We start from the raw sequence: 12,343 nt of genomic DNA, 5'->3' as shown, positions 1-12,343 counted from the left end.
TTACTGCGATATAGAGTAGGGGTGTTTTTGGTATATACGATATGACTATATTCAGATTGAGTATGATCGGTACAGTAATGATCTAGATATCATCAATCATATTGCTACGATTGAATTTGTGCAGAGATTCTTCGGTGTTCTTCATATGATGCTTATATTCGATTTTATACATACAACCATAGATCACATTCAGTACATATTCGAGTGCAATCTGGGAAGAAAAGGTTCCAATCTTCGCTAGCTTTACCTCATCATCAGGAAGCTTAATACAGATAGTACTGGATGTAGCTAGTTTCCCTTGATGATTCGCTGTAATGGTGACATAAGGAATCTGTTCATGCTGTAAGTAACGAGACACTTTGGTGTAGCTAGGTGAATTGCCATGATACGTTAAAAATAGTGCACAATCACGAGTTGTCACATTCAGTGTATGATGTGCCCATTCTGATAGCTCGGTTGCAATCACAACATACTTATTGATCTTAAATAGTTTATTTTGAAAACTTTTGGCGCGAATCTGTGAATCACCCAAAGCATAGATAAAGATACGTTCAGCTTGATCTAGTAATTGGGCTGTCTGTGAAAGTAACTCATCCTCGATCAGAGCCAGATTTTTATCAATCGTATTCTTCATCAGATCAGCAATTTCTTTAGCAATCTGTATAGAAGATTCTCCGAGACTAAAAGGATAATTGACATCAACTTCAGTCAACTGATGTTGATTCTGCTCAAATTCACGTGCTAGAGAAAGACTAAATTCTTTAAACCCAGATAATCCAAGCTTCTGAGTTAACCGATTGATTGCAGAATGAGAAGTATAAGTAGCTTTCGCCAGTTCCTGAATAGTGAAAGGTAACATTTTCTCTTGATGAGTTAAAATATAAGTAGCAATACTTTGTTCATTGGTTGTAAATTGTTTCATTTCAGCTAATTGTAAAAGCACTTTCAAAAGATTTCACTCCTATTCCGATACGACAATAACGTTCGAAATCTCTTTGTATTGAACATTTTGTTCAAAGAACACCTTATATTTAGTGTGATTAATCAGCGCATACTGGTCGAATATACCGTTATACAGCTAATCCCTTTACGCTATAGATTCTTTTTTTATAATAAAAGAAATCAAGTGATAAAAGGAGCAATCATCATGTTAACTATTGGCTATATCGGCAATGGAAAAAGTACAAATCGTTATCATTTGCCTTTTTCTATGAATCGCGATTATTTGAATGTCAAAACAATCTACGCACGTCATCTCTATAAAACAGACTGGACTCGAATGGATAATATCCTCTATACCGATGATATCACAAATATACTTCATGATCCTGATATTCAGTTAGTCGTGATCTGCACCCATACCGAGTCTCATTATACGTATGCCAAAATGGCACTGGATCATGGCAAACATGTACTTGTCGAAAAACCATTTATGCTGACCAAAGACGAAGCAGATTCTATTTTTCAATATGCTAAAGAAAAGAACTTATTGATTCAATGCTATCAAAATAGACGATATGACTCTGATTTCTTAACGATGCAAAAAGTGATTGCATCCGGCAAACTGGGTGAATTGCTAGAAGTGGAAATGCATTACGATTATTACCGACCAGAGACACCAGAAAGTATAGATCATTTCTCCACCTACCAAAGTTATCTCTACGGACATGGGGTGCATACGATTGATCAGGTGATCTCTTATTTCGGTGAACCTCAGCATATTCATTATGATGTGCGCCAATTACTAGGTACAGGTAGAATGAATGATTATTTTGATTTGGACTTTTATTATGATCGCTTGAAAGTATCTATCAAATCAAGCTTTTTTCGTCTGATAGCTAGACCAAGTTTTGCAGTGTACGGTAAAAAAGGAGTATTTATCAAGCAAACCGAAGATCGACAAGAAGAGCATTTAAAGTTGTTTTATTTACCAAAAGGACATGCTGACTTTGGTATAGATAGACCCGAGCATTACGGTACATTGACTTATATAGATGATCAAGGACAATATCACGAAGAAAAAGTGATCTCTGAGCAAGGAGATTATACACGCATTTATGATGATATATACGAAGCGATTATACATGGCAAAGAAAAACAAATTAAAGATCACCAAACATCAAAAGTGATGGAAATATTAGAAAAAGGGATAAAGGAGTGTTCTTAAAATGAAGTTAGGTATTGTAGGATCAGGAATGATTGTCGAAGATTTACTAAGTTTTATTGGAGATATTCCAGCGATTCAGTTACAAGCGATCTGTGCAAGAGCCGGTCATGAAGAGAAGTTGGCTCAATGGCAAGATCAATACCATATTAAGAAAGTGTATGTGGACTATGATCAATTGCTTGCTGATCATCAAGTAGATACTATTTATATTGGACTCCCTAATCATCTGCATTATGCTTATGCCAAGCAAGCATTAGAGCAAGGCAAGCATGTGATTTGTGAGAAACCTTTCACATCGAATCTAAAAGAGTTTCTAGAACTCAAACAACTTGCCACACGTCAACATCTTATCTTAATAGAAGCAATCTCTAATCAATATCTCAAAAATGTACTCGCTATCCGCGAACAATTGCCCAAGCTTGGAGATATCAAAATCGTAGAGTGTAACTATTCACAATTCTCCTCACGTTACCGCAGATTCAAAACCGGAGAAGTCTTATCTGCATTCAATCCAGCGATGTCAGGTGGAGCATTAATGGATATTAATTTGTACAATATTCATCTTGTTGTGGGTTTATTTGGTGTACCGAAGTCTGTTCATTATTATGCTAATATAGAGCGTAATATAGATACATCCGGCATATTATTACTGGATTATGATCATTTCAAATGTGCCTGTATCGGTTCTAAAGATACGAGTGCACCAAATCGTACCAATATTCAAGGAGATCAAGGCTATATCTCAATTGCAGGTTCTACTAATATTGTGGATCATTTCGAATATGTAAATGATTCCGAATCGCCTGTACGAATAGATGTCAAAGATCATCCTCATCGTATGTATGATGAATTTGTAGAATTTGATCGAATCATTCATGAACAAGATATGCTAAAAGTCTCTGAAATGCTCGAACACAGTGAAAAAGTAATGCATGTGATCCAACAAGCCAAACAATCTGCTGGCTTAGTATTTGGCGCAGATCACCAATGAACACCAAAAGCGCAATGATCTTTGCTATAAGATCGTTGCGCTTTTGATTGTTCTACAGATACACTAAACGTTTTCTCTATCTATTGAATGAAGATATTCACATTTGAAATTTGAAAATGTCGCAGCATGACCTGCTGGATGATTGGTAGCGTATAATCCGATCATCACTCCTGTAAACCCTCCAGCAACTTCTGAAGACAAATACTTGGTCTGAGCAGTGCCTAGTAGTATATCTTCGCCTCCAACAGTTACAAAAAAGTGATAACATGTTGGCTCAGCTTTGACCATAATTGAAGCTTTATTACTTGTTAATGCAACTGTCTGCTGTACAGATTTGATATCTTGCGTATTTAATCGTTCAATCACTTCATAATGATCTTTCTGACCGCGTATAGCTAATTCATAATGATGATGTTCATCCATATATAACGTTATGCCTGCTTCTCCATCTATAATTTCTACATCACAAGTGATCACAGCATAGAAATCCTTTTGACGTAACCCGAGAAAGGTCGGAGAAAGAGGTTGATCCAGTGTAATATCAGTTCCTTTTAGCATTAGCTTATGATCTTCAAATTGATAGTTTTCAGTCTGCGGAAAGCGAAGATAACACCAATCTAGCTCCCAATTTGTATTCTCAAATGTATAGATACGTTTTTCCTGCTGAATCACATTGTCAGATATCCGATCTGTCTCAAAGCTAGAGAGTGTAGTCCCATGATACCCGGCAGTAAACCATCCTTCTTCATCAAATGTCACTGGTGTAAGAAATACTTCACGTCCTAGATGATGATATGTAAGCCATTGACCGATCTGACGAAATCCAAGATGATATAACCACCAATTGCCATTATTGTCCTGAATCAGATCTCCATGACCGACAGCTTGTAATTCATAACCACCTAGATTGCGATTAGTTAATACCGGGTTATGTGCATACGCTTCAAATGGGCCAGAAGGGGATATCGAGCGTGCATAGGTTGCCATATGACCATACTCTGTACCGCCTTCAGCAACCAGTAGATAATACCAGTTATTAATTTTGTACATATGAGGACTTTCCAGATAACGTCCACCTGTTCCTTGCCAGATCATACGACTTGGTGTTAATTTCTGACCTGTTACAATATCGATCTGACATTGGAACACACCTTCGTTCCCATCTACATCGTGTCCCTTACTCATAAAGTAAGTGGTGTCATCTTCAAAATACAGATCAGGATCAATACCGCTCTGATCAACAATTATAGGCTCTGACCATTCTCCATAAATATCATCAGTCCAGACAAAAAAGTTCTGACGCGTAGTATCATTAGTTGTGACCATATAGAATCGCCCTCTATGATAACGTAGAGTAGGGGCAAACACTCCACCAGAACTTTGAACCTGATCCAATTGAACTTGAGTCGTACGGGTCAGACAATGGCTAATCTGCTTCCAATTAATCAGATCATGACTTTCAAAGATCGGCACACCGGGAAAATACTGAAATGTACTGGTAGCCAAATAATAAGTATCGCCTACTTTGCAGACACTTGGATCAGGGTAAAAGCCTTTAATAATAGGGTTGTTATATTTCATCAATAAGCACCTATGTAAAATGGATAAATAATAATAACCATCGTACAATTTCCTTTCTAGAGTAATATGACAGACTGATCATAGCATGATTACGCTTTCAAAAAAAGAAGATAAGGCATACACCTTATCTCATACTATTTTCTGTATCATATAGCTTCAATATCGGATTAGACGCTCTGTATTCTACAGGTGACATACCGAATTGATTGCGGAATACCCGGTGAAAATAGGAGTAACTTGCAAAGCCGCATGTTTCTGCAATATGTTCGAGCGTCATTTCGCTATATTGAATTTGCTCAATCGCAGCTTTAAGACGAATTTCAATCGCATATTGGATCATCGTTTTGCCGTAGTGTTCTTTGAACAATTTAACTGCTCTTGAAAGACTAAGCCCTGCATATCTAGCGGCTTCTTCTAATTTGAAAGTCACTGTAGCATGTTCTTCAATAAACCGCTTTAGTAAAAGAGTCGCTGAACCTTTACGATCCATTTGTAACGTATCGCTAATCGCACGATCGATATACAGACAGAGGCTACGTAACAGTACATCCTCTAATTCAGTATCTTCTTCAGGAAGACCGCGCCGCTTTTCCAATAACAGATTATGCCATAAGCCAATCAATTTACTTTCTGTTCCAATAGAATATACCGTAGAGCGTGGCTGGCGTTGCCACCATTCATCGATCCAAGTTCCCTGACAGAACAAATAATAATCTCCGCTAGATAATCCATCTTTTTTAGCCGGTTCTTGCACAACAAGATGATAATCATCACCAGGTTTGAGTAGCAGTAAATCTCCACTTTTTAATACATAACGATTTCCGCAGGTGAATGCTTCACAACTTCCCTCTGTTTGTAAGCGAAAAATGTAATGTTGTAGTCCATTTTTTATTTGATGATTAAATGCTTTGTAATGATATGAATGATCACAGATCAAAAGAGATGTGTCCAAAATAATCCCCCTAGCCAAAAGTTGAGCAAATAGTTCATGTTTTTACGATATTGTGTATGTTCATTTTAGCGTGTCTTGTTCTAAAATAATAGATGAAAGATAACTCTTACACATAGAATAAAAATAATCCAAAGAGGTGCTTTTGAAATGACAACATTAAATATTGGTCTGCAATTATTTACACTTCGCGATGAGACAGCTAAAGATTTCCCGGCAACATTACGCAAAGTGGCTGAACTTGGTTATCAAGGTGTAGAATTTGCAGGTTATGGAGATATCCCCGCAGAAGAAATGAAGGCGCTTTTAGACGAACTTGGACTCAAAGGATTTAGTAGCCATGTTCCTTTACAATCTATGCGCGATAATTTGCAAAAAGAGATCGATTACTTGAAAGTGATCGGTGCACAGTATATGATCTGTCCTTACATTATGCCAGAAGATCGTCCGCAAAGCAGTGAAGCATGGGGTGCTTTATTTACAGAGTTGCAACAATTTGGCGCAGAAGCTAGCAAACAAGGACTTACTTTTGGTTATCACAACCATGATTTTGAATTCCACGGTGCATTCAAAGATACTAACGCTTTTGATGGTATGTTTGCAGAAACGACTCCAGAAGCAGTTCAAGTTGAAATGGACGTATGTTGGGTACAATTTGCAGGACAAGATCCGTTAGAATATATTCAAAAATATACAGGACGTTTACCACTTCTTCACCTCAAAGACTTTGACAAAGATGAGCAAGGTCAAATGAAAACATTAGAATTAGGACAAGGGATTGTTAACTTGCCACAAGTGATCGAACAAGCAGGTAAAGCAGGCGTACAATGGCTGATCGTGGAACAAGATGTGTGTCAGAATCCTCCACTTGAAAGCGTGTCCAACAGCTATAACTGGCTTAAACAAAATTACTTAAATTAATTTCGTCTATTTCATACACATACATCCAATCGATACCCAATCAAAGGAGACTATTATTCATGAACAAGATTAAAGTAGCTGTATTCGGTTGCGGAGCTATTGCTCAGCGCAGACATATTCCAGAATATGCAGAAAATGAACATGTAGAATTGGTAGCTTTTGCTGATCCTAACCTAGAACGCGCACAAGAAATGGTTGACCTGTATGGCGGTAAAGCCTATGCAAGCTACGAAGAAATTCTAGCGAATGAAGAGATCGATGCGGTAAGCGTCTGTACACCGAACTACTTGCATGCTCCTATGACCATTGCAGCAGCAAATGCAGGTAAACATGTATTGGTTGAAAAGCCTATGGCGTGTTCGATTGAAGAAGCAGAGCAAATGATCGAAGCAGCTCAAAAAAATAACGTATACTTGATGGTAGGTCATAATCAACGTCTAATGCCTCCTCATGTAAAAGCAAAAGAAATTTTGGATTCAGGTAAACTAGGCAAAGTCTTAACATTCCGCACATCTTTCGGACATCCTGGTCCTGAAGCTTGGAGTGTAGATGGAGCAGATAGCTGGTTTTTCCGTAAAGAAGAAGCGATTATGGGTGCAATGGGCGATCTAGGTGTACACAAATCTGACTTTATTCGTTATTTGTTAAATGATGAAGTAGCTGATGTCGCTAGCTTTATCGGTACTTTGCACAAAGAAGGTACAGAAGTAGACGATAACGCTACTTGTTTGTTACGTATGAAGAGTGGTGCGATTGGTACCCTGGTAGCAAGCTGGACACAGTACAAAGGTGGAGACAACAGTACTATCTTGTGGTGTGAAAACGGTGTAATGAAAATCGGAACAGTTCATGGTAACGAAGTCATTGTAGAACTAACAGATGGAACCGTAGAAACATACGAAGTAGGTATGATGTCTACCAATGAAAAACAAGTTCCTAGTGGTGTTATTGATGCATTTGTAGAGTCTATTACTACGAACACTCCTCCTACAATTTCGGGCGAAGAAGGTTTACGCGCGGTCAAAGTAATTTTGGGTGCTTTTGAATCGCAAAAAACAGGACGTGTCGTACAATTGTAATGGTTTAGCAAATAGTGCATGTGACTTGAACACGCATTATAACGATCTGTATATAATAAGTGGAAAGATCGTAACTTCTTTATCGAAGCTACGGTCTTTTTTTATGCTTCTATATTTTTGCATGTATCTATAATGACATGATTATGTATAAATTTGTTTCTATATACATTCAGCAAGAATACAAGCATGTTCACCGTACAACTTCTAAAACAGAAAGTCATTAAAACAAATTAAAAATAATAGTTGACTGATCGTTCTCAAATAAACTATACTTTATTCATCGGGAACGATCATTCTCGAAAGGTTACATGTTAGATCATTAATAAGCTATTGAGTAAGACATTATTTTTTTGACTATTTAAGAACGATCATTCTAAATTAGGAGTAGTGAAAACATGGACATTTCAAAACAAGTAGTTATTATTAGTGGTGCTAATCGAGGTTTAGGTAAGCAATTAGCTCTTGAGCTTTTATCAAGAGGAGCTAAAGTCTATGCAGGTGCAAGAAAGCCAGAATCTGTCGATCTACCGGGAGCTATTCCAGTACAATTGGATATCACTGATCCTCACTCTGTGATGGCGGCAACTGAAATCGCAAGTGATGCCACTGTTTTGATTAATAATGCAGGTACAGCAACAGGAGCTTCTTTACTTACAGGAAATTTAGACGATATTCATTTGGAATTTAACACTCATCTGTTCGGTACTCTTTCTATGGTTCGTGCATTTGCACCGATTATTGAAAAAAATGGTGGAGGTTCTATTCTAAATATCTTATCTGTATTGTCTTGGGTTAGTATAGGACAAGAAGGAGCATATACGGCTGCCAAAGCTGCTGCATGGGGATTAACCAATGTGTTACGTCTTGAATTAGCTCCTAAAAATATCAAAGTAGCTGGATTACATGTAGGCTTTATGGATACAGATATGATGGCTGGTAGTGATGCACCTAAATCTGCTCCAGAAGATATCGCTAAAATCGCTATAGATGGAATCGAAGCTGACCATTATGAGATTCTAGGTGATGAGATCAGCCAACAAGTACAACAAGGTCTTGCTGGTGGTATTCCTGCGCTATACCCGCAACTATTTCAATAAAAGTAGAGTCATAATTGATAGATATATTTAACGTTTGAATCTTTCTTTACTTAACGTTCTCAATATGTTACATTTTTCGTATTGGGGGGAGTTTTGTGTCCAGAAGCAAAGAATTTGACGTGAATGAAGTATTAGATAAAGCTATGATCCTTTTCTGGGATCAAGGTTATGAGAAAACATCGATGAGTGATCTAGTCACACATATGGGTATTCATCGTAGAAGTTTATATGATACATTTGGTGATAAACACTCACTATTTCTACAGGCGATCACTCGTTATATGGACAAAGTAAAAGCGAATCTTACGAGCGAAATCAAGCCATCCAAAACGGCTACAGAAGCATTGTATTCTCTTTTTCAATTTATGATTTCAGATAAAGAAGATTTGCCATCCGGTTGCTTAGTAGTCAATTCAGTAACAGAACTGGCGGCACGCGATGCAGAGGTAAATGCCAAATCTATCGAATCATTTGAAGGCATCGAAGATATGTTTGAACAGATTATTTTATGGGGTCAACAGGACGGAGAATTTACTTCAAACCAGAGCGCTAAAGAACTAGCCAAATATCTTCATACGGTGTCTATCGGTATACGAGTCATGGGAAGATCTTCTGTAGATAAAGCCCAATTATCACATACGATAGATGTCTCTATAAACTTATTAAAAAGCTAATATCATATAGAAATAGATGTAAAGTCGCTCATGTAGCGGCTTTTTTTTACGTTATAGAGTTCTTAAAGTTTACTTCTAATGGCTGTAAGAGAATCAGGCAATCATTTAAGATAATCAGGATATTAGAATAACGATCTTATGAGTCATAATAGTCATATAGGGCAAGACACCCTGACGTACATCATTCCAAAGAAAGGATGTAGATACATGTATAATCATGACAAGACATTTCCCAATGATCGCTTACCATTAACGCAAACAGATCCTGACTTTATTGAACGTTTTGATCATTTTGTATTACATGAAGTCGCAAATCAAGATGATCTGGATGATCGTACTCGAATGATGGCTATTGTCGCTACATTAATCGGATGTCAGGGCATCGATGAATTCCAAGTTATACTTCCAGTAGCGCTTCACGCTGGTGTAACATCTGTCGAAGTGAAGGAAATCGTATATCAGTCTGTAGCTTATCTCGGCATAGGACGTGTGTTACCTTTCTTACATGCTACTAATGATATGTTGACTGTACAAGGTGTAGAATTGCCTTTACCTTCTCAATCGACAACGACTATAGCTAACCGTTTAACAGCAGGGATTCAAGCACAGGTAGATATTTTTGGTAATCAGATGCAAGATTTTTGGAAATCGGGTGCAGAAGAAACCAGACATATAAATGAGTGGTTAGCGGCTAATTGCTTTGGCGATTATTATACTCGAACAGGTCTAGACCATTTGCAACGAGAAATGATTACATTTTGCTTTTTGTCTGCACAAGGCGGTTGTGAACCTCAATTAACCAGCCATGCGGTCGCTAATATTAGGCTAGGTCAGGATAAGCATTTTCTGATTAAGATCATTTCTCAGTGTCTGCCTTATATCGGGTATCCGCAAAGTCTGAATGCACTGCGTTGTGTAGAAGAAGCCGCCCAGCAATCAAAATAGTCAGATCGATGATTCGTTTAAGGTATTTTATTGTAACTAATAGATAAGCTTATCAAAAGAAAGTAGGGATATATTATGGAAAACGAACAATTACAAAACAGTACTATTTTTCCTTTAGGTGAAAAAGTAAAAGCTAACTTTGTAGGGGATGCTTATTTGCAAATGATCTTCACTGATGCTACTCCTTTAAATACAGCGATTGGTAATGTGACATTCGCTCCAGGCGCTCGTAATAACTGGCATTCTCATCATGTAGGTCAAGTGTTGTTAGTCACTGGTGGTAAAGGATGGTATCAAGCTGAAGGACAGCCTGCTCAAGCTCTTCAGACAGGGGATGTTGTCAATATTCCGGCTAATGTGAAACACTGGCATGGCGCTACGAAAGACAGCTGGTTCGTTCATTTAGCGATGACTCCGGGGGAAACAGATTGGCTTGAACCGGTAGAAGATGAATGGTTCGATCATTTATAATATTAATGAAATATTAACAACGCATTTCAAAAAAAGATTGATATAAAACAATCGATACCAGCTACCATCCAAGTAAACTAAAACTAAAAAAAGCTAGTAGAGTCACTCATACAGAGGGCTTTACTAGCTTTTTGATATGAATTATATGAATCGTTACTTAATCATAGTTAAGTTGATAGATTTGCAAACTTATTTATAAAGAAACAGCAGTTAGCTTATCATTCTTGCTAATAGCATTTCTAAATAATAGCATTACTAGACTAATGATTAAGGATAGAATGCCTACAAATACGATATAGGATGTATTAAATCCTGCTAACAATAACCCTCCTCCGGCTGCACCAATCGTTGTGCCTAAATTACAAGCAGATATAAATAAGCCATTAGCAAAATCAGGTGCTTCAGGCGCTGTCGTAGCAATCAGGTATTGATTGATATTTGCCATCATTCCTCCGGCTAAGATTCCCCATACTAAAGCAATCATCATTATAGCTAAGGTGGATTGACCTGCTACAAACATGATCAGGTAGACAACTCCTAATAACAAAGGAAAACCAAATATAGTCTGAGTGGTACGCGATATCAGCAATCGTCCTGATACGATATTTCCGATTATATTAGCACCACCGAAAATAAATAACGTAGCACTGATCAAACTTGGAGCCATATGTGTAACTGTAATTAGATAGTCTGCAAAATAACTATAAACACCAAAAATAGATGCATTCAAAAAAATAACAGCCATTATAGAAATCCATAATACAGGTTTGGCCATAACAGATAATTGTTTACGATAAGAAAGCTTTTTGACAACAGGCATCGAAGGTATAAAGAATAAAGTAGCTACAAATATGATTGCATTGATCACAACAAAAAAGGCCATAGCCATCTGTAGCGAAAAGACTGTATTGATCAGACTAACTATCGGTACACCTGCTACCATTCCAGCAGATACACCTATAAAGACTTTACTTACAGCTTTAGGCATTTCCTGTTCACTTACTGAAGAAGCAGCGACTGTAAATGCTAACGAACAATAGATAGGATGAAAAAAAGCAGGCAAAATCCGAGCAATCAACAGCACTGTAAAATCAGTAGTCAATAACGACATGGTATTGCTTATAACAAACACGCCTAACACCAGTAACATTACATATTTCCGATTAATAGCTGAGAAAAGTAATGGCATCGTCGGTCCTGAGATAGCTACGATCAAAGCAAATAAACTGACCAACAGTCCTGCTTTGGTCACACTCACATTAAAATGCTCTGCTATAGAGGGCAGTATGCCAATCACGCCCATCTCAGTATTGATGATACCAAATACACCGATCGTAAGTATGATGAGCAGTAAACGATTTCCTTTATTCATAGTCCGACTCCTATCTTTATCCCGTACGTTTATCCTAAAAGCTATATTTTTAGATGGGGATACTACAATTGATGTTTTTACAACAACTGTCTATAA

Annotated in this window: 12 protein-coding genes; 8 read left to right on the top strand and 4 right to left on the bottom strand. The window is 37.5% G+C overall.

Annotated elements, in window-relative coordinates:
* Window positions 1-82 precede the first annotated feature (82 nt).
* The gene (locus PQ456_RS11410) at window positions 83-949 is read right to left on the bottom strand and encodes a MurR/RpiR family transcriptional regulator (RefSeq protein ID WP_273612383.1); all 867 of its coding nucleotides are present in this window, start codon (window positions 947-949) and stop codon (window positions 83-85) included.
* Between the two features lie 198 nt (window positions 950-1,147).
* Here PQ456_RS11410 and PQ456_RS11405 point away from each other — a divergent pair, with 198 nt between their 5' ends.
* Together PQ456_RS11405 and PQ456_RS11400 are read left to right on the top strand one after the other, a co-directional pair.
* Entirely contained in the window at window positions 1,148-2,167 is a 1,020-nt protein-coding gene (locus tag PQ456_RS11405; RefSeq protein ID WP_273612382.1) for a Gfo/Idh/MocA family oxidoreductase, read from the top strand.
* 1 nt (window position 2,168) lies between these two features.
* Complete coding sequence (locus PQ456_RS11400; protein WP_273612381.1) at window positions 2,169-3,158, top strand: Gfo/Idh/MocA family protein; 990 nt, start codon at window positions 2,169-2,171, stop codon at window positions 3,156-3,158.
* 63 nt (window positions 3,159-3,221) lie between these two features.
* Here the strand turns inward: PQ456_RS11400 and PQ456_RS11395 are convergent, their stop codons facing one another.
* Window positions 3,222-4,739 (bottom strand): glycoside hydrolase family 43 protein, encoded by a 1,518-nt coding sequence (locus PQ456_RS11395; RefSeq protein ID WP_273612380.1) that lies wholly within the window; start codon window positions 4,737-4,739, stop codon window positions 3,222-3,224.
* 124 nt (window positions 4,740-4,863) lie between these two features.
* The gene (locus PQ456_RS11390) at window positions 4,864-5,691 is read right to left on the bottom strand and encodes an AraC family transcriptional regulator (RefSeq protein ID WP_273612379.1); all 828 of its coding nucleotides are present in this window, start codon (window positions 5,689-5,691) and stop codon (window positions 4,864-4,866) included.
* 147 nt (window positions 5,692-5,838) lie between these two features.
* Here PQ456_RS11390 and PQ456_RS11385 point away from each other — a divergent pair, with 147 nt between their 5' ends.
* The 6 genes from PQ456_RS11385 to PQ456_RS11360 all read left to right on the top strand — a co-directional run bounded on the left by PQ456_RS11385 (window position 5,839) and on the right by PQ456_RS11360 (window position 10,875).
* Entirely contained in the window at window positions 5,839-6,609 is a 771-nt protein-coding gene (locus PQ456_RS11385; RefSeq protein WP_273612378.1) for a sugar phosphate isomerase/epimerase family protein, read from the top strand.
* Window positions 6,610-6,668: 59 nt separating this feature from the next.
* Entirely contained in the window at window positions 6,669-7,688 is a 1,020-nt protein-coding gene (locus PQ456_RS11380; protein ID WP_273612377.1) for a Gfo/Idh/MocA family protein, read from the top strand.
* 395 nt (window positions 7,689-8,083) lie between these two features.
* Entirely contained in the window at window positions 8,084-8,785 is a 702-nt protein-coding gene (locus PQ456_RS11375; protein WP_273612376.1) for an SDR family oxidoreductase, read from the top strand.
* A gap of 95 nt (window positions 8,786-8,880) precedes the next feature.
* Window positions 8,881-9,459, top strand: coding sequence for a TetR/AcrR family transcriptional regulator (locus tag PQ456_RS11370; RefSeq protein ID WP_273612375.1), 579 nt, complete (start codon window positions 8,881-8,883; stop codon window positions 9,457-9,459).
* A 207-nt stretch (window positions 9,460-9,666) separates the two neighbouring features.
* Window positions 9,667-10,404 (top strand): carboxymuconolactone decarboxylase family protein, encoded by a 738-nt coding sequence (locus tag PQ456_RS11365; RefSeq protein ID WP_273612374.1) that lies wholly within the window; start codon window positions 9,667-9,669, stop codon window positions 10,402-10,404.
* 75 nt (window positions 10,405-10,479) lie between these two features.
* Entirely contained in the window at window positions 10,480-10,875 is a 396-nt protein-coding gene (locus PQ456_RS11360; protein WP_273612373.1) for a cupin domain-containing protein, read from the top strand.
* Window positions 10,876-11,068: 193 nt separating this feature from the next.
* Here PQ456_RS11360 and PQ456_RS11355 read toward each other — a convergent pair whose 3' ends face one another.
* A complete protein-coding gene (locus PQ456_RS11355) occupies window positions 11,069-12,247 on the bottom strand; it encodes an MFS transporter (RefSeq protein WP_273612372.1) in 1,179 nt (392 codons plus the stop codon).
* Between the last annotated feature and the right edge of the window lie 96 nt (window positions 12,248-12,343).

This window comes from Paenibacillus kyungheensis (genome assembly GCF_028606985.1).
In the GTDB taxonomy this organism is placed as follows: Bacteria; Bacillota; Bacilli; order Paenibacillales; family Paenibacillaceae; genus Saccharibacillus; species Saccharibacillus kyungheensis.
This window is presented reverse-complemented; position numbering and strand designations above follow the sequence as displayed.